The organism is Metabacillus rhizolycopersici (assembly GCF_020075705.1).
The window spans coordinates 1-25,548 of the sequence record NZ_JAIQUM010000004.1; the positions used below are offsets into that span (position 1 = coordinate 1).

Below are 25,548 nucleotides of genomic sequence, written 5' to 3' on the forward strand. Positions count from 1 at the left end.
GCAGGGGATGCTTACTTTCGCTGCCATGAATTTGAAGAAGATGGCTAACTGGACATGGCGAGGTTCAGAAATGGCATAATAAAGTGAGCTAAGAGAGGTCTATCCTCATTCATTTGAGGTGAATTTCAAAAAAAATCGCAAAAGAGGTTCGGAATGAAACCATTCCGAACCCCTTTTGTCGACAATCTGAGACGAAGAGAATTAATCTCTTCGTCTTATTTTTGTTTAGGAGCTTATAAAATTCTTGTATTGGGGATAAGCGCACGACAACCAATTGCAACGCTTTTGTTCTTATCATCTAAGACTTTACATCGTTTCTTTTTCTTCAAATTGAATCCTCGTCTACCAACTTTCTTTTCCTGAAATAGTTAATAAAAGAGATAAACTGAATAAAAGGGATCCATTTAGTTAAAAATATCATTTACGAGACATATATTATTTGTACGCACATAGGGTTAATCTTCAAAATATTAGTAGCATTAGTCATATTTTGAAAATCGAATTTCATAGGATAATTTATGTAAGTAAAATTTTTTATATGAAATGAAGAAGGGTGGTTCGTAATCATGTATGAGGATCAGCAATTTCAACTAATTTCAAAGGCGTTAATTTCAACACAAAAATCATTAGAAGAACAAATTGGTATAGAATCTCCTGCTGCTCTTCAAATTAGCCATGCAAGGGAAGATTTGAAAAAGGCGTTAGCACACGCAACATCTATTGATCATCAGTTAATCACGGATACATTATTTGACCGATGACAAAATAGAAAACGTTTAACGATCGCAAAGTCCTTGTGGTAACAACTTGATTTTTTCATTTCCTATAGTAAGTAGAATTTATATTAAAATGGAGAAGTCGTTTGCTGACTTACTCTTTTTTTATTACTTCAAAGTAAATGATAAAAATCTGTTTCTCTTGCTATACTCTTTGCACCGGACTTCGAAGCAAATGGTATGATGACATAGTTACACGTGAGGAATATTATGAAAAGCAAACGGGTATACAAGGAGCTTGTGCGTCCGTTCATGGGTACTAATACATTGACAACTAAACTTATTAATAAGATAATATTTTATTGTGGATAAATTTGATTTTGGAAATATTGGAGGAAACGTACATGGTGACGTCCCGTTTGCCTTTTGCTATATCAAAAGATGAAAGCTTTTACCAAGCGTTAAATAATTGGATAGGGGATGTATTTTACGATATCCTTCCGGAAAAAGGCTTTGAGTTAAGAGATGAACAAATTTTTATGGCCTTTCAATTAGAAAGAGCATATCAAGAAAAAAAGGTTATGTTTGCTGAAGCAGGTGTTGGTACAGGGAAAACAATTGTGTATTTGCTATATGCATTATCGTATGCGAGATATACAGGAAAACCAGCAATTGTTGCATGTGCAGATGAAACGTTAATTGAACAGCTTGTTAAACAAGAAGGCGACATTGCAAAGTTGTCCGAATTTCTAGATTTAAAAATGGATGTTCGTTTAAGTAAAACACATAGTCAATATCTGTGTTTAAGTAAACTTGATGAAGTGCTTCAAAAAACGGGTGATGAAATGTACTTAGATGTTTATCAATCATTACCTGATTTTGTCCATGAGAAGGCTGGTATGCAGCAATTTTCAGCCTACGGAGATCGTAAGGAATTTAGCCATCTTTCTGATGAAGAATGGGGCAAGATTGGTTGGGATTCTTTTCAAGATTGCTTTACCTGTACACAGCGGCATCGTTGTGGTTTGACGTTGTCACGCGAGCACTACCGAAAAGCAACTGATATTATTGTCTGTTCACATGATTATTATATGGAGCATGTATGGACATATGAATCTAGAAAACGTGAAGGACAAATGCCACTTCTACCTGAGTATAGTAGTGTTGTATTTGACGAAGGGCATCTATTGGAGTTTGCTGCGCAAAAAGCACTTACCTATCGTGTCAAGCAAGGTTCACTACAAATCTTTTTAGAGAGATTACTGCAAAACGAGATTAGGGAAGAACTAGCGTATTTAGTTGAAGATGGACTTGCCATTAATGATGAATTTTTTGATGATTTACAGGAATTGACGTCATCTGTTGAAGGTTCAGATCGATTGAAAATCAATGACAAAGCAAAGCTTCAAAAGACGGCAACATCACTTCAACGCAAATTATCTGAAATTAGTGAAGCGCTCGTTTTTGAGGGTGAGCTATTTACGATAAATGATTATGAGTTGAAAATTGTTGAAGAATACATTGATCAAATGGAGTATTCACTCTCATTGTTTAATCAAAAAAATAACGCGGTGAGCTGGGTTGAAGTAAAAGATAATGATATTAGCCTTGTTATTATGCCGAGAAAAGTAGAAGAAGTATTAAAAGAGAGCGTATTTTCAAAGCAAATTCCATTTGTTTTCTCTTCTGCGACTCTTTCTGAAAATAGTTCATTTGAGTATATTGCGCAAAGTTTAGGTATAAACGACTATTTATCACTTACCGTTGCTTCACCATTTGATTATGATGAGCAAATGAACCTTCAGCTCGTCCATGAGGAAGCTTTTGAAAAAAAATTCGCCAAAGCACTTGGTGAATTAAAAAAATCTGGAGGCAGAGGACTAATTTTATTTTCATCTCAACATGAATTAAAATCGTTCAAAGAAAGACTGTCGCAAGTGGATTTGGAATATCCTGTCCTTTTTGAAGGCGATAAAGAAATCAGCTCACTTGTTAAGGAATTTCAGCAAAATGAGGAATCGGTGCTTTGTGCTGTTCATTTATGGGAAGGTCTTGACATTCCAGGCCCGTCGTTAACAAATGTGATTATATGGTCTCTGCCATATCCACCAGAGGATCCTGTGTTTGAGGCTAAAAAATCTGATAAGATGGATCCCTTCAAAGAAGTGGATTTACCTTATATGCTCTTGCGTTTAAGACAAGGAATGGGAAGATTGATTAGAACAAGTGAAGATAAGGGCTCTATCACGATTTTCCTTACAGAACACGATCAATCTATCCTTGATGAAGTCCATTCAATTTTACCTGTAAATCCAATTGTTGGATAGGAGGAAGCAATTGCTTCTTTTCCTATCTTTTTTTGTGATACTTCAACCTCAGGATTTAGAGAAAAATGAAAAAGAGAGCTGTAGGATAACTGCCCGTAAAGAGTAAGAGTAGTTTCGCTTTCTCATTACCACTGACCAATGTTCAATTATTCTTCCTTTCATACAGATTGACAAGAAAGATTATGGAAGATACGCTAAAATTGATTTGACAAAGGAGTGAAATAAATGAAACAGATAGAAATTGACTTTTTAGCCTACATAAAGAAAATGCAAGCATATGATGAAGCGATTAATGTTATGTATTGGGATATGCGAACAGGAGCCCCTAAAAAGGGGATTGAACAACGTTCTGAAGTCATTGGTATGCTTTCTACAGAAGCTTTCCAAATGCTTGTATCGAAGCAAATGAACGATTATTTAACTAGCTTATCAAAAGAAGAGATATACAAAAAGCTTAACCCAGTTACACAAAAGGCTGTTGAGCTACTTAAAAAGGAATATCATAAAAACAAGGTAATTCCTCCAAAAGAGTATCAGGAATACGTCATTCTTTGCTCAAAAGCTGAATCAGTTTGGGAAGAAGCAAAAGCAAAATCTGATTTTAATCTTTTCGCTCCATATTTGAAAAAGATTGTTGATTATAATAAAAAACTCATTATATATTGGGGTTACGAAGGAAATAAATATAATACTCTGTTGAACGAATATGAACCTGGGGTTACGGTTGCAGTGTTAGATAAGGTTTTTGCACAAGTTCGTGAAACGATTGTCCCGCTTGTAAAAAAGATTGCCGAGTCATCACATAAGCCCAAAACAGATTTCTTATTTCACCATTTTCCAAAAATAAATCAACGAAGACTTAGTGAATTTTTATTAAATGAAATCGGATACGATTTTGATGCGGGCAGATTAGATGAAACAGTTCATCCATTTGAAATTACACTTAATCGTGGTGATGTAAGGATAACGACCAAATATGATGAGGGAGATTTTAGAACTGCGATATTTGGTACAATTCATGAATGTGGTCATGCAATTTATGAACAAAACATTTCAGAAAAGCTTGAAGGTACACTTTTGTGTAGTGGAACATCGATGGGAATCCATGAATCACAATCCCTATTTTATGAGAATTTTATTGGCAGAAATATAAGATTTTGGAAACGTTACTATGATAAGCTAAAGGAGTTTTCACCAGAACAATTTGTGGGAATTAGTCTTCAAGATTTTTATTCAGCCATCAATGAGTCTAAGCCTTCCTTAATTAGAATTGAAGCGGATGAGTTGACCTATTCATTGCATGTGATGATCCGTTATGAAATTGAGAAGGCACTGTTCAACGATGAAATTAAAGTTGAAGAGCTGCCTCGCATTTGGAATGAAAAGTATGAAGAATACTTCGGGATTATCCCACCAGATGATGCAAAAGGAGTGCTGCAAGATGTGCATTGGGCAGGTGGAAGCTTTGGTTATTTCCCATCCTATGCCTTAGGATATATGTATGCAGCACAATTTAAACATGCAATGTTAAAAGATTTACCAGATTATGATGAGCTTATTGAAACAGGACAATTTGAAAAAATCAAGAATTGGTTAACGGAACATATTCATCAATTTGGTAAAACAAAACAACCATTGGAAATAATGGAAGATGTAACAGGTGAAGGCCTCAATGCAAAATATTTAATCAATTATCTTGATGAAAAATATAGAAGAATCTATCATATTTAAATCTAAGAAGATGGGATACCATCTTCTTTTTCTTGTAATTTTATGAATATTCATAATGGTTTTAATAAATAAAGTTCGTGTTTTTAGTGGAAAATCATAGGAAAATCATTTATTTATTGATATAATTCTTCTTAATTAAATAATCACTCATATAATCATGGAGATATGGTCCATAAGTTTCTACCGAATAACCGTAAAGTATTTGACTATGAGTGAGGTTATATGTGCGCTATTATTTTAATGATTATGTTCATTTTTGGATTTGAGCGGCATTGCTTCACTTATAGATGAAGCAATGCCGTTTTTTGTCGTTTAGGAATTTATTAAATTCTTGTACTGTGGATAAGTGCACGGCATTCAGTTCCAGTGCCGTAGCTTTCAGATCGCACAGGACGTGCAATTGAAGTCATGGTGATTGACGTCGCGTTTTTAACGACCTTTTGGATCTACATCCATTCATAAATTGAAGGTAAAGAACAACCTTCTATTTCATGAGCGTCTTATGCTATGCCTGAGGCTAATCAAGGCGCTTGAGCTTTTGTTTTTTATAATTATTAATCACTACTAGGGGGAAGAAAATGAAGCTGCTAAGAGAAAAAATACAAGATGAAGGTATTGTTCTTACCGATGGTGTATTAAAGGTTGACTCATTTTTAAATCATCAAATTGATCCAAAACTAATGAAGGCGATCGGTTGTGAGTTTGCAAGACGTTTTAAGGAAAATGGTATTACAAAGATAGTCACAATCGAATCATCGGGTATTGCGCCAGCTGTAATGGCGGGTCTTGAGCTTGGTGTGAAAGTTATTTTTGCAAGAAAGAGAAAATCTCTTACATTAACGAACAACTTACTTGTTTCTTCTGTTTATTCATTTACGAAACAAGAAGAAAATACAATTGCTGTTTCCTCACAATTTTTAAACGCTTCTGATAAAGTCCTTATTATTGATGACTTTTTGGCAAATGGAGAGGCTGCTAAAGGGTTAATCGATATTGTGAAAAAATCGGGTGCATCTGTTGAAGGCATTGGGATCGTGATCGAAAAATCATTCCAAAAGGGTGCGAATGAATTAAAAGAGTTAGGGGTTAGAGTAGAATCCTTAGCAAGAATTCAATCGTTAAAAGAAGGACAGGTAAGTTTTGTTGAAGATCATGAGGATGTACAGGTATGAACCAGTCATTAAAAAATGTTTCTTTAGGTATTCAGCATTTATTAGCTATGTATGCAGGGGCTGTTCTTGTGCCATTAATTGTAGGGGGTGCAATTGGATTAACGGGTAAACAACTAACTTATTTAGTAGCAATTGATATATTAATGTCCGGTATTGCAACTTTATTACAAGTTTGGAAAAATAAATTTTTCGGAATTGGATTACCTATCGTGTTAGGTTGTACATTTACAGCAGTTGGTCCAATGATAAGTATTGGACATGAGTATGGAGTTTCATCTATTTATGGATCGATTCTTGCATCAGGCATAATCGTGATTCTTATATCATCTGTTTTTGGTAAGTTAGTTCGATTTTTCCCACCTGTAGTAACAGGTTCTGTTGTAACAATTATTGGTCTAACTTTAATTCCTGTTGCCATGAATAATATGGCAGGAGGACAAGGGAGTCCAGATTTTGGATCACCAGAAAATCTTATCCTTGCATTTGGCGTATTGCTTATCATTATTTTGCTTCATCGATTTTTCACAGGATTTATTCGATCTATTTCGATTTTAATTGGGATTATAGTAGGAACGGTTGTTGCGAGTTATATGGGGATGGTTAATCTTCAACCAGTTTATGAAGCATCTTGGTTTCAAGTTGCACAACCTTTTTATTTTGGTACGCCAACATTTGATTTAGTACCAATCTTAACGATGACGATTGTTGCCATTGTGAGTATGGTTGAATCAACAGGTGTATATTTAGCATTGAGTGATATTACGAATAAAAAAATCACTGCAAAGGATTTAGCTAGAGGGTACCGCGCTGAAGGTCTTGCTTACTCATTAGGAGCAATCTTTAATTCGTTTCCTTATACTGCGTTTTCGCAAAATGTTGGTCTTGTTCAAATGTCAGGTATCAAAACGAATCGTGTTATTTATATTACTGCTAGCCTATTAATTACCTTAGGTTTTATACCTAAAATCGCAGCGTTAGCTACTATTATTCCTTCTTCCGTTTTAGGGGGAGCGATGCTAGCTATGTTCGGAATGGTTGTTGCATATGGAATCAAAATGCTTAGTCAAGTTGATTTCACATCACAGGAAAATTTACTGATTGTTGGATGTTCTGTTGGGTTAGGGCTTGGTGTTACGGTTGTACCAGATATTTTTGCAGGTCTTCCTGAATCAGTTAAAATTTTAACGAATAGTGGAATCGTTGGAGGAAGTGTTACTGCGATATTACTAAACATTATTTTTAATGTAATTCCATCTGGCAAAAAAGTAGGAAGACGTAGTGAGGTTGTTTTTGAAAGGCAAGCATCTTAATGTGATTTAAGCGGTTTAACGTAGATTTATGGGGAATAAAACGCCCAATGAAGGAAATAATTGTTGTTAGTATATGAAAAGTTAACCCCGCTAGAATCATCTAGCGGGGTTTTTTGATTCTAACTAATTCTCTTAGCTCTCTAAAATTCGTTCTTTTTGTTCTAAATATTCTTCTTCAGATAAAATTTCCAAGTCAGCTAACTCTTTTAACTTTTTTAATTTATCAAAGTTGTCAATTGCTGAATCAACTCTTTGTCCTTTTATCTCTTCAATTTTATTTTCAATTGTTTGTTGTAGCTCGAGTGCAAGCTCTTTTTCATTTCTAGAGAATTCAATTGTGTTTTCATGTTTATTTTTTTTGTCAGTGTTTTCGCAGTCCAGCACAAGCTTCCCGTTTGAAGTAACACGAGGATTTTTAACAATTACGTTAGAGATATTTTTAAACGGGATCAGTTTTACTTTATTAAATTTACCTAAAAATCCATGGTGGATAATTTCGATGCTGCTTTGGTACAAGTAGACAGTTGTTTTGCTTCCTTTTGTAAATATATATTCCTTAAATGCTAACTCAGCCATTGTAATCCCCATTTCTAATTATGCAAGTAGATTAAACAATTCCTATTTTACATAAATTTCATTCAAAAGTTAAGATCAAGTTTTAAAAAAAATTAACTACTATGGGACAATATTCATTTTTTCAAAAAGGAACCGAAAAGCCTCGATTTTTCCATATAAAAAAGGAGAGGTAAATTCACTCTCCTGAAACTTTCCAATCATATAACTCTTCAATTGTACAATTCAGTTCTTTTGAAATTGTCATCGCATTATTCAAATTCATGACTTTGCTATCTAAATAGCTGGTGAGTTGTTCTATTGAAATATCAGTGTTAGTAGCCAGGATGTCAAGATCGGTGTTGTTTTTTAATAAAAGTTCTTGAAAATTACTTTTTTTAGCTTTATATGTAGCCATTTTTAACACCTCTCTTCTATAGATAGGATATCATAGTAACTGGTTAAAAGAAAGTAGCTGAAATTAAGATCATATCAATTGAGTTGTGTTGGTATGCTGATATTTGCTTGATCTTTTAGCAGAATGTATCAATACAAAGCTCAGTGCAGTCAGAAGTTAGGATCTGATGGAGATAGTGACGTGAGAAAATTAGAATATGTGAGTGACTAGAAAAGTTGAATTTAGGTGAAGATATTTCAACTATTCAATAACAACTCATTTGTTATGACATATAGTAATGTAAGTGTTTGAAGAGGGTGGTTAAAATTGAAGCCTATTCAAAGCGTATTTAATTTTAACAACATAAAGATTTTAAATATGTCAGGAAATTCATCATTTAACATTGGCGAAATAAGCAACAGTGGTTTTTCTTCAAAAAATAATATTAAAGGGATAAACTCTTCAATTGGTGATCACGCTGAATCTCAATCAATAATAAAAATTTCATCTTTTGATGAGGCAAAAGAAGAACACGCAAAAAGTAATAATGAAATTGTAGGATCGATAAATAAAATTTGAAAGGAGGATTATTTTGTCATCCTCAAATTTATTTAACCTCCAAGGTATTAAAATCGTAAATATTTCTGGGAATGCATCGATAAATCCAGGATCATCTAATATATCAGGCAATGGGATTACAGCTAAAGTCGTAGGACTAAGTTTTGGAATTGGTGATGCTTCTGTTACAAATGCCATGAATTTTAACACATATATTGATCCAGATCTTGTCGATCAAAATGAAGGGGCAAGTCCATCAAACTCTTCGCAACTTTAGTTTTTTAATCACCCTTTACAAAATATTAGAAGTGAAATAACAAAGTTAATTTAGCTAGTGGTACCGTAGAGCCAACCTTTATATACAGAGATCTTAAATGATTTCTTGAAAAAATCGTTCAAGCCCAGACTCAGTTGTGTAATTATGGATATTTTTTCTATTTTCTTTTTAAGCCACGTTTAATATTTCACTTCATGATACATATTAAGGTAAAAAGAGGTGATCATGTTGGGATTTTTAAATGCTATTTCTGAATGGAAACAAGAGAGATATGAAAAGGTAAAAACAGAAATGGAATCCTTAGGAAGATGTCCTGATTGTAGGGGAAGAGGCTTTACATCATCATTAACGAGTGTGTATACACCTACTTATGATGCGTTTTTTGATTGTCCAGGATGTAGTGGTAGCGGGCTTTATTCTGATTGGAATACAAACAATGATCAGAATCTAATATAAAGAAGACTTCCATCAGTAGGGGGGCTTTCATTCCCGACTGATGGTTCGCACTTATCGGACCTTTACTGCCCGTTAAGAGTGGGATAAATGCGATCGCATCCTTAATAGGAGGTAAAACCGCTACAACAAGATTCGTCACGGCTAATCTTTTCATTCCTACATAGAAATGACTGCTAATTCATTGTGGATAAGAAAGTGAAGTTTGCATAAAATAGATTTGCTGCATGCAAAAGTGAGGGGAGTTGTTTCAATGAGATGGCAAAAATTATTGCTGTCAAAGTTGCAAGGACGAGTAGATAAAAAAATTGCCCTAGCTGTGGATACATCGACTAATCAAACGAATACAATACTTATTCAAAATATCGTAAAGTTGTTTGCTGAAGTGTGTCCTGAATCATTTTTAGTGCAAGCTGATTTTAAAATAAGGTCGATAACTTCAATCAATGATGCGCAAATAAAATACTACACACATGGTAAATCGTCTTACACAGAAGTGTTAGAATGGGTAGAAAAGGAAGAAATTGATACCTTGTTTTATATTACAGATGTAACTGGATATTTTTATGAAGAATTAAAAATTAAGAAAGAGGTATTTTGGTTAGTCCCAGATACATTTGTCCCCAAAGTACCTTTTGGCAAAGCGATTCGTATTGCGTAGCCACTGTAGCTGAATGCTGAGAGCTAATCTATAGGATAAAAGGGTTAAAAAGGCTGACGATTTATGTCAGTCTTTTGGCTTTACAGGTTCGACAATATTAGTAATAAGGAAGATATTATCGAAAAGAAGAGGTATTTGATGACGAGTTCATTTGGGGTAATTTCTTCAATTAGTGTCTGAGAAGTTTCGCTAACCATCAGTAGGTGGTAATGAACCCCTCACTGATGGAAATTTGGCTTTATATTATGTTTACCAAAATTTTTTAATGATTATCCGAAGAAATTGAGATATAATAAGAGTGCACAACAACAACTTCTTTAAAACGTCTAGCTTTTCCCCTATTGGGAAAAGCTTTTTTCTTGAAGAAAAACTCCCCTACGAGTTATAACCTCATCCAATTCAAACGAAAACACCTTGAAGAACGCAACATAATAATAATTGTATAACTTCCCTTAACTTCATAAAAATGGATAAATCTGTGTTGAAATGGATATAGTAATCCTAATGATATTGAGGTGAATATACGGTGGCATATATTTTATCAGTTGGAAAATCGCTTCCGCAGAATGAGATGAGCCAGGAAACGACAGTAGAGTTTGCAAAAGAGATATTTCAGGAATCATTCAAAGATATTGAACGATTATTACCCGTTTTTAAGAATGGATATATTCAAAAAAGGCGATTCGTTGAACAGCTTGATTGGTATAAAATTAATCATACGTTTGAAGAAAAAAATCAAAAGTATATCGAAAAAGCCGTTCCATTAAGTGTAGAAGCAATACAGAAGTGCTTAACAAACACAAAACTGTTACATAATATGATTGCTTATGAAGAAATTGACGCAATTTTCTTTGTAAGTAGTACAGGTATTTCAACACCAAGTATTGATGCGAAAATTATGAATCAGTTACCCTTTAATGAAACAACGAAAAGAATCCCTATTTGGGGATTAGGCTGTGCAGGGGGAGCGGCAGGGATGTCACGTGCCTATGAGTATTGTATGGCTTATCCACATTCACTCGTTCTTGTTATTACTGTTGAACTTTGTAGTTTGACCTTCCAACATGACGATTTTTCAAAAAGTAATTTGATTGGAACCTCATTGTTTGCTGATGGCGTTGCTTGTACATGCCTAGTGGGTGAGTCATTTGATTGGCAAAGACGTTCAAAGCTAAATGTACTTCCACGTATTCTTGGTACTAGGTCAACATTTATGAGAGATTCAGAAGATATAATGGGTTGGGAGATTAAAAATAACGGGTTTTATGTTTTGTTTTCACGAGATATTCCAACAATTATTAAAAAATGGCTTTATCCACATGTCATCCATTTTCTTGAAGAATATGGAATTACCTTAGATGAAATTGCACACTTTATTGCACATCCGGGAGGTAAAAAGGTGCTTGATGCATATATGGACGGCCTCGGTTTAACGGACGAACATATACATATATCCAAAGAAGTGTTAAGTCATCATGGAAATATGTCATCTGCAACTGTTTTGTATGTTCTTCAAGAATATCTAGAACAGGAACTTGGTCAGGCAAATGAATACGGATTAATCGCTGCACTCGGTCCCGGGTTTAGTTCTGAAATGCTACTCGTTAAATGGGAAGGTGAATAATCAAATGTTTTATATTTTGTTTTCGCTTCTTATTATCCAACGCATATCTGAGCTGTTTATTGCGAAACGGAATGAAAAATGGATGTTAAAAAGGGGTGGAGTGGAGTATGGAAGTGAACATTATCCATACATCGTTGCACTCCATATTTTGTTTTTACTTTCGCTATTTTTAGAAGTTATCTCCTTTCATAAAGAATTGACAAATTCATGGTATTTGCTTTTTCCCATCCTTGCTTTAACACAGCTACTCCGTTATTGGTCTGTCTTCTCTCTAGGTTATTTCTGGAATACAAAAATTATTATTGTTCCAGATGAAAAAGTCGTGTCTAAAGGTCCTTATCAATATTTAAAGCATCCTAACTATGTGGTGGTAGCTATAGAAATCTTCCTCATACCTTTATTATTTCAAGCATATTTGACAGCGTTGTTGTTTACTATACTTAATCTCGTTATGATGACCATTCGTATACCTATAGAGGAAAAGGCCCTGAAAATGCATACAAATTATCAAAAAGCGTTTCAAGGGAGATCAAGATTTGCTCCAAAAAGGTAAGTCGTTAGAGCTTCCTCATCAAAAGAGTTTTTAATGTATCAAAGTAGTAAAGTTAAGGTGGGGAGAACCGCTCTCAACTGTAATGATAATTCTCGCAAATCATTAGTTGGGGATAAAGAAGATTACCACGAAGACTCGCTTTATAGATGGAGGAATCTTTTTCTGAAAAATGCGAAATATATATATTGAAAATGATTATCATTGATGATACAATGATTTTGTAATGAAAAACATTCTCAATATAAAGGTTGGAGGTCTGCTGCGAATATGACAATGCTATTTGTAGGTTGTACCGTTGTTGCATATAGTGTATTAATTGGTTACATATTAAAAAATATAGATACTGCCAAGAAGGCATAATATTTTGCCCACTTAATGTGAGCTTTTATTTTTGAAAAAATATCCTCAGGATATAATAAATAAGAACAAATAATGTACTTTTGAGGAAACAGGAGCTAGCCAAAGGCGTTAGCTCCTGTTTTCATATGGAAAAAAGTAAAAGAATTCTGTAAAATAAAATTAAATAAATGCGCCATAAAGTCAAAGGGGATAAAAATGATAGCTACGTTAAAAACGGATCAATTCATGCAAAGGTTAATTCAGCTTCATCAGACTATGGAAAACGATGATCATGAACGTGCACAAAAGCTTGTAGAGTTAGTGAATAAACTTTATAATGATAAGCTTTATGTTGCATTTGCAGGACACTTTTCTGCAGGTAAATCATCCATGATTAATAAGCTACTAAATGAACAAGTGTTACCTACTAGTCCAATACCTACTAGTGCAAATCTTGTTTTATTAGAGAATGGGCAAGAACAAGTTACATTATATTCAAAAGCAAAAGAAAAAATTGAACTAACAGGAGATTACTCAATCGAACAAATAAAGGAATATTGTAAACATGGTGATGAGGTTGAGAGAGTATACATTAAACGTCCTTACCGCAATCTTAGTGCAAATGTTGTCATAATGGATACACCAGGGATCGATTCAACGGATGCAGCACATAAACTCTCAACAGAATCGATGCTACACATTGCGGATGTTATATTTTATGTAACAGATTATAATCATGTTCAATCGGAAGAAAATCTTTCATTTGTAAAGGAAATGAAAAATAAAGATAAAAAGATCTTTCTGATTGTTAATCAAATTGATAAGCATAGAGAAAATGAAGTACCATTTTCAGAGTTTAAACAACAAATCGAAACTTCTTTTGCAAAAATAGGACTTCATCAACAGGACGTTTTCTTTACAACGTTAATGAATGATCAACATAAGCATAATCAATTGAATGAGATAAAAGAGATTATTCGTGTGATTGTAGATCAAAAAGTAGAGTTCATGAATAAGAATGTGAGAACCGCTGTCAATCACCTAATAACTGAACATTTGGAAAAATATAAAGATCAATTAAATTTAACAGATGTTGACAAATCACAGACTTTAACTTTAATGAAGGGTTTTCAAGAAAAGAAAATTTCATTAATTGATCAACTAACAGAAGAGAAAAGAAAATTAAAGAACATCGAAACTGAAATGAATGAACAAGTTTCAACGATATTAAAAAGTGCCAATCTTATTCCGTATGAAACGAGAGAAAAAGCAGCTGCATTTATTGAAGCAGTGGATCCTTCTTTTAAAGTAGGTATTATTTTCACAAAATCTAAAACGGAACAAGAACGAAACAAACGAAAAAAAGAATTGTTTGCAGACTTAAAGAAAAACGTTGAAACACAAATCACATGGCACTTTACACCCTTATTTAAAGAGTTTATACAGAAATACAAGCTACATGACGTTAATTTGCATCATCAAATACAAGCGTTTTCAATTGTAATAATGGAAAAAATCATTGTTGATGCCCTAAAGCCTGGCGCATCTTATAACAATCAATATATTTTGACTTATTCTTCAGATGTTAGTGATTTAATTAAGAAGCAAAGTAAACATGAAGTTATGAAAATTGTTGATCAAATGATGAATGAACTTGCGTGTAATCACCAAGATGACATTGATCTATTTACTCAGGAACTTAATAAATGTGAAAGCAGAATCAGTTATTATGAAGGAATCATTTTAAAGTTTGATGAACTTCTTAGCTATGAAAAAGCTTTACTTAAAATAATTGATAGTAAAATTGAAAATGACTTAGATTGCAAACGATGGCTTCTTGAACACCAAGTTTATCAGCATCGAGTGCAGCGCTCATTAAAAATAGAAAAATCATCTAAAAATGAAACAGAGAAAATGGGTTCAGTATTAGAATCAAAGAAATTGACAAAAAATATGGATAATAAAGAACAATTTATTAACGAAACGAAAGAGGCAATCAAGCGTCTGAAAGTAATTCGTGGGTTTAAGCAATTTACTGATTCATTAGAGAATAAAGTAAATAGTTATAACAATCGTGAATTTACAGTAGCACTATTTGGAGCATTTAGTGCTGGAAAATCATCATTTGCGAATGCGATGATCGGTGAGCGACTTCTGCCTTCTTCACCAACTCCGACAACAGCAACAATTAATAAAATTGCGCCAACAACAGCACATAAGAAACATGGGTTGGTGGAAGTAAAATTAAAAACCAAAGAAGTATTAATGAAAGAAGTTTTTGAAAGTGTCCCTTCGATTGTTAATAAGGATATGTCCTTCGCAGATCTTATTGATGAACTTAAAAATGTAGATGGTAAAAATCAAGCTGAAAAAGATAGCATAAAAAAATACAAAAAAGCACTACCAGACTATCTCACTCTTACAAGCAATGGTTTGCATATCATATCAACGAAAGAAACGTTTCAGGATTTTGTTGCGAACGAAGAAAAGGCATGTTTAGTTGAAGAAGTAATTATTTATTATGATTGCCCAATTACAAAAGCGGGGATTACTCTAGTTGATACACCTGGTGCGGATTCATTGCACAAAAGGCATACAGATGTTGCCTTTCAATATATTAAAAATGCAGATGCGATTCTTTATGTAACATATTATAACCATCCTTTCTCAAAAGGTGATAGAGAATTTCTACGTCAATTAGGACGTGTAAAGGATTCGTTTACATTAGACAAAATGTTTTTTATTATTAATGCGATTGATTTAGCAAAGGATGAACAAGAAGTAGAACTTGTAAAAGACTTTATCCGCGATCAACTTTTACAACAACAAATTAGAAACATCCGCTTATATGGCGTATCAAGCATGAATATCCTTTCGAACAAAGATCATAGCGACTCTGATTATCTTCAGTTTAAAGAACGTTTTGATTATTTTATTAAACAAGAATTGACAAATACATCAATTGTTTCAATAAATGAGGATTTGAAACGCACGAATGAACGATTACAGTCACTTATTCAAGCAGCTTTAAAGGATGAAGCTGAAAAGGAAAAAATAAAACAGGTATTAATTGAAGAAAAACAGCAAGTAAATCAGCAATTGAGAGATCTGACAAATACACACCTGCTTAAAAATACTAGTCAGGAAATAGAAGAGCTGATTTTTTATGTGAAACAAAGACTACAATTACGTTTTAATGATTTCTTTAGAGAATCGTTTCATCCAGGGGTTTTTAACCAGACGAATAATAGTCAACAAGCATTGCTGACTTGTTTAAATGAGTTAATTCGTACAATCGAATTTGAATTAGTGCAGGAGCTACAAGCGACAACTTTACGAGTGGAAAGCTTTATCAAAAAGGTATTAGCTGATGAATTCTCGAGAATCTCACAGTTGATAAAGAAACGATCTGAATCAGTGACATTGACAAAGATTGATCCACAGGAAATTCAAACGCCGAATATTGTGGTGGAATTTTCGTTGGAAATGGTAGAAAATTTAAAACCAGCGTTAAAGTTGTTTAAAAATCCAAAGTCCTTCTTTGAAAGAAACGAGAAAAAGATCATGAGTGATGATTTACTTAATCGTTTTGATGGACCAGTTTCGGTCATGTTAGAACATTACACAAAGGAATTTCGCCAATATTATGAAGGTGTGGTTAACAGTATCCATTTAAGCCTAGTGGAAACGATACAAGTTCAATCAGATGAGGGGTTTGAAGCACTTCTTGATATCCAGGCTGATGATACTAAAAACTTAAAGCAGGAACAGGTTAAACTCAATGCAATCATAAATCTTTTAAATGATTGAAACGAAACAGCAATCTTATGGTAAAATGAAAAATATTAATTAATTATTTGCATGTAAGGATGGAACTAGGATGGACTCAAAAACGTATCGGGTTTGTGCTACATGTATTCATTTTCAAGCAGTACGATTAGATGGGAAAATGAGCTATCTATGTAGTCGGCTAAATTATGAAACAAAGCCATCCTATTCGTTTCAATGCTGGGATCCTAAGAAACATGTTAGCAGGCTTATGGAAAAAAGAGGTGACGTAAATGAGTAATGTACATGATGCAATAACAAAGCACAGTAAAAATCAGCATAACCATATCCAATCATTTTTAAAGCTAGAGGCTATGCGAGAGTCCTTAATAGACGAAGCAATCCAATTATGTGTAAGTTCTCTCCCATTTGAGGTAGACAAAATTAATCAAATAACAGGGGAAATGAACCGATTAGCTTCTAAAGGAATCGTTCCTACACGTAAAATGGTAACAAAGCAAATGGTTCAAGATTTTGTCCAAAAAAAATCCGGAAAGTAATTATTCCTTTCTTTGCCAATCGCATTATTCACTTTTTTAGATTTAAATTGAGCTGTTGGTGGTAAGCTAAGCTCGATTAACCTTGAAAGGTGTGGATGATATGGGAAGAACAAAGCCTGGAAATGCGAATGCACAACGAAACAATAATGCAAAGAAAAAGAATGGATTTAACACAGAATTTGCATCATATGCACAAAATGAAGCCCAAAAATTAAGCAGTCAAAATAAAGACTAAGCCATTGGCTTGGTTTTTATTTTTGCCCTTTCTTAACTTTCTGTAAATCCACACATCAAAGCTTTAGTAAATTAAAGTAGAGATGGTTTTGCGATAAATATTTGTAAGAGCTTAGAAAAGGCTTGCAGTGTGAGCACTATATTTTTCGAATACCAAAAAATACTCTTGTGCCTACTCTTGGATTGAAGTTCCAATCCATTGGTAGTCATTATATGTTATGATACTACTAGTATTTAAGGGAGAGGGGAATTAGATGAAGAAAGAAAACCATTTGTTAATCGTTGACGGGATGGCTTTATTATTTCGGTCTTTTTTTGCGACGTCAGTTTACGGACAGTTTATGATTAATAGTAAAGGGATTCCAACAAATGCGGTAACTGGGCTTTTGAAACATCTTATTGCGGCGATTGACTATGCAAAACCATCTCATGTGATCTGTTGTTGGGATATGGGAAGTAAGACGTATCGGAATGAACTATTTGATGGTTATAAAGCAAATCGACCAGAAGCACCTGTTGAATTAATTCCACAATTTGACCTTGCGAAAGAAGTTGTGGCGGCTTTAGATATTCCGAACATTGGGATTGAAGGGTATGAAGCGGACGATTGTATAGGGACACTAACGAAAAAATTCGAAAATGAAATGAAAATCTCTATTTTAACTGGTGATAGAGACATTCTTCAACTGCTAAATGATGATGTAAATGTCCTAATTTTCCAAAAAGGAATTGGTAATTACAAACATTACACGAAACAATTGTTTATTGAAGAATTTGAAATCGAACCACATATGCTTATTGATGTAAAAGCATTAATGGGCGATTCAAGTGATAATTACCCCGGAGTTAAAGGAATCGGGGAAAAAACTGCTTATAAGCTAATCATTCAATATAAATCGATTGATCGAATTCTTGAAAATATAAATGAGTTGACGAAAGGTCAAAAAACGAAAATTGAAAATGATTTGGACATGCTCCATCTTTCAAGAGAACTTGCAGAAATTAACTGTCACGTCCCTTTAGATTGTATATTTGAAGAAACACTATTAAATGTTAACGAAGAAAAAGCATACGCAATGATAAAGAATCATGAGCTTAGAGGTGTTCAAACATTAGTAAAGAACATAACTGAGGTGAGAGAGGCAATGTAGGGCCTCTCTGTTTTACTTTGTGTTTTTCTTCTTAGCGGCATTTTCAAGCTTACTTTGTGGTTCGGATGAGAATTCTACATCTTTTCCATGTCCTTGTGGATTGACACTTGCTGCTTTCTTACCACGGTTATTCCCTCTTTTGGCACTGCCCATGAATTTTGACACCTCCACTGGTATTATGACCATTTATAATGAAAAAAATTAAGCTTTTGATGAAAGAATGAGTAACTTATTCAAATAGTGATAGAATTCATCGACAGATTTCGCTATTATTGAATATATACTAATGGAATAAGGATGGTACATAGTGGGGAAGAAGGTTAATAAGGTATCAGATTATGTGGATTTTCTTACAAGTAAAGGATTTACATTAGGAGATGATGTAACCGGTTTTATTCAGTTTGGTAAACAATATACTGATACACAGGATGAAATGGTCATCATTGCGATAGAGCTTACTTTAAAAATACAAAAAGAATTTGATGGTTCCTTTTTCATATCTTTGTTAGAAATGTTTAAAGAAGAAAAGATAAATAACAGAAAACAGGCCATTAGCTATGTTCAATCGTTAAATTTAATTTAAAAAGCCCGGTTAAACCGAGCCTTTACATACCATGCTTTTGTTTTAGATTAAACCATTTGCTTTGTCTAATGTCTGGCAGTTCAGTAACAATCATTGCGGTAAAGATGAAGAAACAGCCAATTAGTCCATTTCCGCTTAATCGTTCATTAATAAAGATAAAAGCTGTAAGTGCAGCAAATACTGGCTCCATTGCAAAAATCAAAGCCACCCTAGCAGCAGTTGTAAACTGTTGGAATTTTGTCTGGATAAGAAAGGCAAGGGCTGTTGCAAAAACAGATGTAATAGCTAATGCAATCAATACATCTTTATTAATAAAGCTCTCAAATGAAATAGATGATTGTTCGAAGATGATTGAACTAAAAAAGCTTAAAAGAGAAACAGTTAGTAATTGAACGATTGTTAAAGGTAAAGCATCATGATTTTTAGAAAACTTACTAGTAAATATGATATGAAGTGCAAAGGCAATGGCACAGAAAAAAACGAGTAGATCTCCAAGATTTAAACCTGACATATCTCCAACAGTAAGGAAATAAAGGCCGATAGCTCCTATAATCGCACCTGAAAAGATAATAGAACGAGGCTTTTCTTTTAAAATCCAGACGGATAATAATGGAACAATCATTACACTAAGACCAGTAATAAATCCAGCCTTTGATGAAGTTGTATAAAGTAAACCAATTGTTTGAAAAGCATAGCCAAGAAACAAAAAGAAACCTAAAAACATACCCGATTTTACCGATTCAATAGTGAAACTTATTTTTGTTTTTTTCTTTAAAAATAATGATAACAAAAGCGCGGCTAATAAAAATCTAGTACCATTAAATAAGTGCGGTGGGAGAAATTGAATTGCTTTCTGTACAATGACAAATGTAGCTCCCCAAATGAAGGCTACAAATAATAAGCTACCATCAGCTAAAAATGTTTTTTTCATGTTCTTCACAACTTTCTACTTTTTCTTCGTTTATCAAGGATTAACAGGTAGTAACCCCCGATAAATCCCGCTAACCATCAGTGAAGGATAAAGAAAACCCACACTGATGGAAGTCGTGCTTTATTGTTTTAAAATTGCTTGTCTTGCAAGTTGATCTGCTACTTTATTTTCTTTGCTAGGAATCCACTTTATAAAGAAAAGTTCAAATTGATTAGCTAGCTCCAAAACTCGATCTAGCAAAGGGATGAAAGACTGATTTTTCACAAATTTCTTTTCTATAGCGCGGTCGACGAGCTGCGAGTCTGTTCGAAAGGATACAATTTGATAGCCTTTCTCGATGCAAATTTCCATGCCTTTAATGAGTGCATGATATTCAGCTTCATGATTAGTCATCATCCCAAGTGGGAATGAATATTGTTCGGCACTTCCGTGGCCTTTAATAAAAACTCCAGCACCAGACACTCCAGGGTCTCCAGCACTGGCACCATCTACATATATCTCGATCATTACGCTTGATTGCCTCCTAATAATGTAAAATGTTTAACAAAAAACAAAACGATGTTAAAATAAGTAGCATTAGCTAATAAAAAAAGAATAAATTGAAATAATGAAAAGAAGCACTCCGAACTAAGGCTCTCTGGCTGATAATCAATGCAATCATATTATGGGTGATATTAAGGACATATGCATTCATTCAGAGAAGATTTTGAATCATAAAAACTGTAAATCGAATACGATTATAGCATAGTGAAAATATTAGTAAATATAAAGAGTTTTCTTTCATCAAAATTAATCTAAATCCTAATGAGGATTTAATTATTCAGGAGTGAAGCTTTTGAAGTATAGTATTGAATGGACCTATCAAACGAAAAAAAAAATACAAACGATTATTTCGACTGATTTACTTTCTCTTAATGAAACAATTATGCTTGCAGAAGATTTTATGCTTACTGGTAGAGTAAAGCAGCTTAATTTTATATCAGAAGACGGACAAACCTGGACATTAAAGGAATTGAAACGATTAAAAGAAATTGTAAAAGATGAACCGCAGAATGTTGTTGCATACTTTGATGGAGGATATCAAAAAAGTATAAAGCTAGCCGGCTTTGGGGCAGTTATTTATTATACTCAAGGTGGAAACGATTATCGTATTAGAATCAACGAAAAGGTAAATGAGCTAACATCAAACAATGAAGCGGAATATGCGGCATTTTTATATTTGGTTAACGTTCTTGAGGAATATGGAATTAATAAGCAGAAGATAGTATTTAAGGGTGATTCACAGGTTGTGATTAACCAGCTTTCAGGAGAATGGCCTTGCTATGAGGAAGAATTTATCATTTGGTTAGATCGAATTGAAGCTAAATTAAAAAAGCTTCGTATTACACCTGAGTATGAAGCCATTACACGTAAAGAAAATAATGAAGCTGATAAGCTTGCTACACAAGCAATGAACGGAATTGAGATAAGAAGTAAAATGACCTTAAATGAGGAAGTTGAAGATAATGAGTAAAAAACAAACATTACATGAATTGAGCGAAGTTTTAGATACTTATTGTGTTAATTGCTTACTGAAAAAGCATTTTCGGGATGAATTTGGAAAACGATATGCACATGCTTTTTGCATAAATAAATGTACAGTTGGTCAAAAGATTAAAGAAATTGGAGAAAGATTATCGTAGGGGGAATTGCTCGTAAAGATCAAGTAAGTTTCTCTTCATTAAGCATTAAAAAATCCGCATAAAGCGGATTTTTTAATGTCTTGCTTCGTTTAATTGATGCTCGCATTGATCAAGTAGTTGCTGTTGCTTCGCTAAAAAATCTTGATCAACACCTGTTTGAGGTGCACGATTCATCATATCCTTTGCATCCCTTATCGCATTTTCAGCATGCTGAAGGGCCTCTGGGTCTTGCTGCATTGTAGCTGAACCAACCATTTTTTGAGCTGCTTTAACTGACATCTCAATCTGGCCTAATTCATTCAATCCACTTATTAATCCAGTATGGTTTATTTGTTGCAATAAAAACACCTCCAAGCTATAGTCTTTGAATTTAAGTAGAAAAATATTCGCTAAAAAAAACAATTGTTTATATATCGTAAACAGAAATGACATGTTAAAATGAAGAAAGATGATGGCTGTGTAAAAAGCTTACACGATTATATAACCTTTTTACTATTTATTTGTAAAATTATGGACTATTAGGAGTGAGATTAACATGGTGGATGAGTCATTAGATACAACAATTAAAGAAGCGTTTTTAGAAATTTATCGGGATCTTGATAAATTAGTCTTTATAGCGAACAACTCGAATATATTCAACCAATTTGAAGTAAGCAGAATAGAAAAAGGGATAAAGCAAAATGTTAAAGCGATTGAATACCTATTAGTGAGTAAAAACATGAGTACCACTCGTTAAATGGATTTTAATAGAAATCATAGATGTGGATAAAAATATAAAAGTAAACACATTGTTGTCTAATAGTTTGAACATGTAAAAAAGAGGCGGAGAAAACTCAGCCTCTAGTGGTTCTTATTTATTATTGCTTATGAATAGATAGCAAGAATCTTAGTATGTGATTATAACTTTGTAACGTTAGCTGCTTGAGGGCCACGGTTACCTTCAACGATTTCGAAAGAAACTTCTTGACCTTCTTCTAACGATTTGTATCCATCACCTTGGATAGCTGTAAAATGTACGAATACATCGTCTCCGCCTTCAACTTCGATAAAACCGAAACCTTTTTCATTGTTAAACCATTTAACTTTACCATTTTGCATAGTAGTTAATCCTCCTAATACTGTAGCACAGGTGGTGCTAAAAAAATTTTATCACTATCGGAATATGATATGTATGAATTCACAGTGTGTTACCATATATACTCAGCTTAATGATAAATTAACTATACAACAATTTTTCAATACCCGTCAAGATTAAAATGAGTACATTTACAAAACTTTCAGAAATTTCTTAATAAAAAATTAGTAGTATAATTCTTTATTACGTATGATTAGATAATCGTCAAAGTGCATGGAGAATATTTAGATGGAAAAGTTTCAGATTAACAGGGGAGTCAACTATAAGTAGAGCTTTTAGCTAATGAGTGTTTTTAGCTAAAAAACACTCATTAGCAAATTTAAAAAAGTTTGACCGCAACTGTGAGGCTGTGATCAGACTTTTTTAAAAGGAGGTTTTCAACCTATAATTGAATTGCTCGATTTTGCGTTGAAAGTAGCTTCTCATCAAGCCTCTTAGTATTATGTACCCAACCAGTATATGACGCTATGATGTTTTGTGAACGATCAAGTTTGACGATAGCCATATATGGGTAATAATCCTTGTTCCGGAACCGTAAATCAATCCATTGGACGTCAAAACCCGATGGTGTTGGAAAATAAAGGACATGTGTATGTTTTGAATTGGCTAAGAAATGTTGAACATTTTTGTCAGCTAAAGAAACATTAATGATTTCACAACTAAAGTCAGCCTTGTCAAATTGATGGATCCAATTAATATTTTTCCCATGTATAGAACCGACCTGATAGGTTGATTCAGTTTCATGAACAAAATCCCATTTTTGCAACCACATTGTTGGGATAATTGTCATTTCCCCCATTTTATTGGTTGCCTCCGTAATATACCTTCTTTTCTCTAAGGATACGAAAAATCGTATTATTAGATAGACTGTTAGAATAAAGTATCCATAGAAAAAGACAATTCCAGGAGAGAAATTGGTTAACCACAAGATAAAACCAATTACATGAATTAGGATAATAATTGGATCAAATAAGGGAATAAAATTTAAGGAGAGCCATTTTTTTGTAAACGGTCTTCCAGCTTGTGTTCCATAGGTGTTCATTATATCAAATCCAACATGTAAGATAACCGCTAAAAATGTCCAATATAAAAGTGGTAAAAACGTAATATGACTGAAAAATAATGAAATAACACTAGATATAATTAATGTCAAGATAAACAAAGCTGGAATTGAATGAGATGCTCCGCGATGATGCTCGGTATACATGCCATTGCCTTTAAAAAGCTTTATGACATAATCAAAGTCAGGTGCATTGGAACCAGCAACGGTTCCTATTAAAATGGCATGAGCAAGCTCAGGGTTAGCAGCTACCGCAGGATCTATATATGCTAGTCCTGCTAATCCGAATCCCATTGTAATATGAGTACTTGTGTCCATTTTGACCCTCCAGGTAATAGAAATTACCCCTTATTCACCCTTGTCATTTATTTAGAAAAGTAGATTTTATATTATATGAATCATCGCATAATATAAAATTAAGGCAAAAAAATCTGCCGTGGATTTCTAATAATTTACGGAGCCGGCCATCGACTGTTTATCTCTAATATATGATGCTTCCTTGATGATATCTTCAATAATTAATTCAGCAGATCGAGGAACATGAAGCCCTCGAATATTCTTTTTCATTTGTTCCAATCTTTTTTCATCATCTAATAATTTGTGAACCTCGTCAGTAATATCCGCTACTTGATTTACAATTAGTGCTGCGTGATTATCTTCAAAAAAATGTGCATTTTCTTTTTCTTGACCAGGAACTGGTTTATAAAGTATAACTGGCACACCTAATGCTGTTGCTTCTGTTAAGGTTATTCCGCCGGGCTTTGTTATCATACATGATGCAATTCGATAAAGTTCATCGATTCTCTCGACATAGCCTAGCACTTTAAATTGTTCGGGGAAACTGGTTGCTAACGGATCAAGGCTTTCTTTTAAAATTGTATTATTTCCACAAATAACAACAATTTGGGTATCTTCACTTTTAGAGATAAACGATTGGCAAAGCTCTTTTACATTTTTTAAAACCCCGTGAGCTCCTGCCATTATCAAAAGTGTTTTTTTATTAGGATCTAAGTTATATTTCGTATAAATTTCACTACTCATTATTTCTTCTTCAAATTGTGACCGAATTGGAATGCCTGTAACTTTAACAGTACTCGGATGGATTCCTAATTGGACAAGTTTTTCTTTTACATGGCTCGTTGCGACATAATATTTATCAATATCCTCATGAACCCAAATTCTGTGTAAACAAAAATCAGTTAAAACATTAAAGGTTGGGATAACTGTTCCAGTTTTTTTTCGGTATTCAGGAACGACAATCATTGGAAACGTATTAATAATCATATCAGGTTGCTCGCTTGTAACAATTTCGTGTAACCGTTTATGTCCCATTTTAAAATAGAGGTTCATCATTCTTTTGTTATAAATTTTATCTACCCCATAGTAAAATAGACGATAGAACTGTTTACCAAATGAAAAACTTTTTAAATATAAAAACTGGGTAATCTCTGAAAAGACAGGGAAGGATTCAGAATATAGATTACATACAATAACTTTTTGAAAACCGAGCTTATTACATTGATTTTCTAATGTTTTTGCTACTTGGACATGACCATTACCGTATTTGGCTGTTAAGATTAATACTTTTGGTTTGCTTTTCAACATTTTCACCTCAATCTAATCAGAAACGAATCAACTTAACTATTAAGATGTCTTTCTAAATAAATTATATGAGAGAATCATATGATTTTGACTTATAGATTACCATAAAATTATTACTTTTTTATAAAGTAATTATTAAGTGTTTCTTAAGATGTAAAATTATTGTAAAGAT

Annotated in this window: 29 protein-coding genes and 1 riboswitch; of the genes, 20 read left to right on the plus strand and 9 right to left on the minus strand. The window is 33.5% G+C overall.

Annotated elements, in window-relative coordinates; all coding sequences use genetic code 11:
- Positions 1-566 precede the first annotated feature (566 nt).
- From K9V48_RS02650 to K9V48_RS02670, 5 genes are all read left to right on the plus strand, one after another.
- Positions 567-761 (plus strand): hypothetical protein, encoded by a 195-nt coding sequence (locus K9V48_RS02650; protein ID WP_224136674.1) that lies wholly within the window; start codon positions 567-569, stop codon positions 759-761.
- 359 nt (positions 762-1,120) lie between these two features.
- Positions 1,121-3,043: an ATP-dependent DNA helicase gene (locus K9V48_RS02655; RefSeq protein WP_224136676.1), complete on the plus strand. Its 1,923-nt coding sequence runs from the start codon at positions 1,121-1,123 to the stop codon at positions 3,041-3,043.
- A 225-nt stretch (positions 3,044-3,268) separates the two neighbouring features.
- Positions 3,269-4,774: a carboxypeptidase M32 gene (locus K9V48_RS02660; RefSeq protein ID WP_224136678.1), complete on the plus strand. Its 1,506-nt coding sequence runs from the start codon at positions 3,269-3,271 to the stop codon at positions 4,772-4,774.
- A gap of 127 nt (positions 4,775-4,901) precedes the next feature.
- Positions 4,902-5,003: riboswitch (purine riboswitch) on the plus strand.
- A 349-nt stretch (positions 5,004-5,352) separates the two neighbouring features.
- Entirely contained in the window at positions 5,353-5,946 is a 594-nt protein-coding gene (locus K9V48_RS02665; RefSeq protein ID WP_224136680.1) for a xanthine phosphoribosyltransferase, read from the plus strand.
- A complete protein-coding gene (locus K9V48_RS02670; protein ID WP_224136682.1) occupies positions 5,943-7,256 on the plus strand; it encodes a nucleobase:cation symporter-2 family protein in 1,314 nt (437 codons plus the stop codon). Before K9V48_RS02665 ends, K9V48_RS02670 begins: the two co-directional genes overlap by 4 nt.
- A gap of 132 nt (positions 7,257-7,388) precedes the next feature.
- On the opposite strand, the gene K9V48_RS02675 is transcribed toward K9V48_RS02670, so the two are convergent.
- Positions 7,389-7,832 carry a hypothetical protein gene (locus tag K9V48_RS02675; RefSeq protein WP_224136684.1) on the minus strand — a complete coding sequence of 148 codons (444 nt, stop codon included), beginning with the start codon at positions 7,830-7,832 and terminating at the stop codon, positions 7,389-7,391.
- 175 nt (positions 7,833-8,007) lie between these two features.
- Positions 8,008-8,226 carry a helix-turn-helix domain-containing protein gene (locus K9V48_RS02680; protein ID WP_224136685.1) on the minus strand — a complete coding sequence of 73 codons (219 nt, stop codon included), beginning with the start codon at positions 8,224-8,226 and terminating at the stop codon, positions 8,008-8,010.
- Positions 8,227-8,532: 306 nt separating this feature from the next.
- Here K9V48_RS02680 and K9V48_RS02685 point away from each other — a divergent pair, with 306 nt between their 5' ends.
- The 11 genes from K9V48_RS02685 (at position 8,533) to K9V48_RS02730 (ending at position 18,383) form a co-directional block, all read left to right on the plus strand.
- Positions 8,533-8,784 (plus strand): hypothetical protein, encoded by a 252-nt coding sequence (locus tag K9V48_RS02685; protein WP_224136687.1) that lies wholly within the window; start codon positions 8,533-8,535, stop codon positions 8,782-8,784.
- A gap of 13 nt (positions 8,785-8,797) precedes the next feature.
- A complete protein-coding gene (locus K9V48_RS02690; protein WP_224136689.1) occupies positions 8,798-9,040 on the plus strand; it encodes a spore germination protein in 243 nt (80 codons plus the stop codon).
- A 228-nt stretch (positions 9,041-9,268) separates the two neighbouring features.
- The gene (locus tag K9V48_RS02695) at positions 9,269-9,496 is read left to right on the plus strand and encodes a methionine aminopeptidase (protein ID WP_224136691.1); all 228 of its coding nucleotides are present in this window, start codon (positions 9,269-9,271) and stop codon (positions 9,494-9,496) included.
- A gap of 250 nt (positions 9,497-9,746) precedes the next feature.
- Positions 9,747-10,154, plus strand: a complete 408-nt coding sequence (locus K9V48_RS02700; RefSeq protein ID WP_224136693.1) for a VWA-like domain-containing protein — start codon at positions 9,747-9,749, stop codon at positions 10,152-10,154.
- Positions 10,155-10,680: 526 nt separating this feature from the next.
- Positions 10,681-11,778 carry a type III polyketide synthase gene (locus K9V48_RS02705; protein WP_224136695.1) on the plus strand — a complete coding sequence of 366 codons (1,098 nt, stop codon included), beginning with the start codon at positions 10,681-10,683 and terminating at the stop codon, positions 11,776-11,778.
- Positions 11,779-11,782: 4 nt separating this feature from the next.
- Positions 11,783-12,331, plus strand: a complete 549-nt coding sequence (locus tag K9V48_RS02710) for an isoprenylcysteine carboxyl methyltransferase family protein (protein ID WP_224136697.1) — start codon at positions 11,783-11,785, stop codon at positions 12,329-12,331.
- Positions 12,332-12,886: 555 nt separating this feature from the next.
- Positions 12,887-16,480 (plus strand): dynamin family protein, encoded by a 3,594-nt coding sequence (locus tag K9V48_RS02715; RefSeq protein WP_224136699.1) that lies wholly within the window; start codon positions 12,887-12,889, stop codon positions 16,478-16,480.
- A gap of 70 nt (positions 16,481-16,550) precedes the next feature.
- The gene (locus K9V48_RS02720) at positions 16,551-16,739 is read left to right on the plus strand and encodes a hypothetical protein (protein ID WP_224136701.1); all 189 of its coding nucleotides are present in this window, start codon (positions 16,551-16,553) and stop codon (positions 16,737-16,739) included.
- Complete coding sequence (locus K9V48_RS02725; protein ID WP_224136702.1) at positions 16,732-16,998, plus strand: DUF2533 family protein; 267 nt, start codon at positions 16,732-16,734, stop codon at positions 16,996-16,998. The genes K9V48_RS02720 and K9V48_RS02725 overlap by 8 nt, the downstream gene beginning before the upstream one ends.
- Before the next feature lie 100 nt (positions 16,999-17,098).
- Positions 17,099-17,233 (plus strand): protein YpzF, encoded by a 135-nt coding sequence (ypzF, locus tag K9V48_RS28965; protein WP_263432704.1) that lies wholly within the window; start codon positions 17,099-17,101, stop codon positions 17,231-17,233.
- Between the two features lie 253 nt (positions 17,234-17,486).
- Complete coding sequence (locus K9V48_RS02730) at positions 17,487-18,383, plus strand: 5'-3' exonuclease (protein ID WP_224136703.1); 897 nt, start codon at positions 17,487-17,489, stop codon at positions 18,381-18,383.
- A gap of 12 nt (positions 18,384-18,395) precedes the next feature.
- Here K9V48_RS02730 and sspL read toward each other — a convergent pair whose 3' ends face one another.
- Positions 18,396-18,536, minus strand: coding sequence for a small, acid-soluble spore protein L (sspL, locus tag K9V48_RS02735; protein WP_224136705.1), 141 nt, complete (start codon positions 18,534-18,536; stop codon positions 18,396-18,398).
- A gap of 154 nt (positions 18,537-18,690) precedes the next feature.
- Here sspL and K9V48_RS02740 point away from each other — a divergent pair, with 154 nt between their 5' ends.
- Positions 18,691-18,966, plus strand: a complete 276-nt coding sequence (locus K9V48_RS02740; protein ID WP_111614323.1) for a DUF6123 family protein — start codon at positions 18,691-18,693, stop codon at positions 18,964-18,966.
- Positions 18,967-18,988: 22 nt separating this feature from the next.
- Here the strand turns inward: K9V48_RS02740 and K9V48_RS02745 are convergent, their stop codons facing one another.
- A complete protein-coding gene (locus tag K9V48_RS02745) occupies positions 18,989-19,897 on the minus strand; it encodes a DMT family transporter (protein ID WP_224136707.1) in 909 nt (302 codons plus the stop codon).
- Between the two features lie 120 nt (positions 19,898-20,017).
- Entirely contained in the window at positions 20,018-20,404 is a 387-nt protein-coding gene (locus K9V48_RS02750) for a reverse transcriptase-like protein (RefSeq protein ID WP_224136709.1), read from the minus strand.
- 319 nt (positions 20,405-20,723) lie between these two features.
- Between K9V48_RS02750 and K9V48_RS02755 the strand changes: the two genes are divergently transcribed.
- Together K9V48_RS02755 and K9V48_RS02760 are read left to right on the plus strand one after the other, a co-directional pair.
- A complete protein-coding gene (locus K9V48_RS02755) occupies positions 20,724-21,410 on the plus strand; it encodes a reverse transcriptase-like protein (protein WP_308012492.1) in 687 nt (228 codons plus the stop codon).
- A complete protein-coding gene (locus tag K9V48_RS02760) occupies positions 21,403-21,579 on the plus strand; it encodes a zinc-finger domain-containing protein (protein ID WP_224136713.1) in 177 nt (58 codons plus the stop codon). The genes K9V48_RS02755 and K9V48_RS02760 overlap by 8 nt, the downstream gene beginning before the upstream one ends.
- Positions 21,580-21,651: 72 nt before the next feature.
- Here K9V48_RS02760 and K9V48_RS02765 read toward each other — a convergent pair whose 3' ends face one another.
- Positions 21,652-21,918 (minus strand): DUF2564 family protein, encoded by a 267-nt coding sequence (locus K9V48_RS02765; protein WP_224136715.1) that lies wholly within the window; start codon positions 21,916-21,918, stop codon positions 21,652-21,654.
- Positions 21,919-22,114: 196 nt separating this feature from the next.
- On the opposite strand from K9V48_RS02765, the gene K9V48_RS02770 reads away from it, so the two are divergent.
- Complete coding sequence (locus K9V48_RS02770; protein ID WP_224136716.1) at positions 22,115-22,315, plus strand: hypothetical protein; 201 nt, start codon at positions 22,115-22,117, stop codon at positions 22,313-22,315.
- 161 nt (positions 22,316-22,476) lie between these two features.
- Here K9V48_RS02770 and cspD read toward each other — a convergent pair whose 3' ends face one another.
- The 3 genes from cspD to K9V48_RS02785 all read right to left on the minus strand — a co-directional run bounded on the left by cspD (position 22,477) and on the right by K9V48_RS02785 (position 25,376).
- Positions 22,477-22,677: a cold-shock protein CspD gene (gene cspD, locus K9V48_RS02775; RefSeq protein WP_046590248.1), complete on the minus strand. Its 201-nt coding sequence runs from the start codon at positions 22,675-22,677 to the stop codon at positions 22,477-22,479.
- 419 nt (positions 22,678-23,096) lie between these two features.
- Positions 23,097-24,092 (minus strand): metal-dependent hydrolase, encoded by a 996-nt coding sequence (locus K9V48_RS02780; protein WP_224136718.1) that lies wholly within the window; start codon positions 24,090-24,092, stop codon positions 23,097-23,099.
- A gap of 126 nt (positions 24,093-24,218) precedes the next feature.
- A complete protein-coding gene (locus K9V48_RS02785; protein WP_224136720.1) occupies positions 24,219-25,376 on the minus strand; it encodes a diglucosyl diacylglycerol synthase in 1,158 nt (385 codons plus the stop codon).
- Positions 25,377-25,548 lie beyond the last annotated feature (172 nt).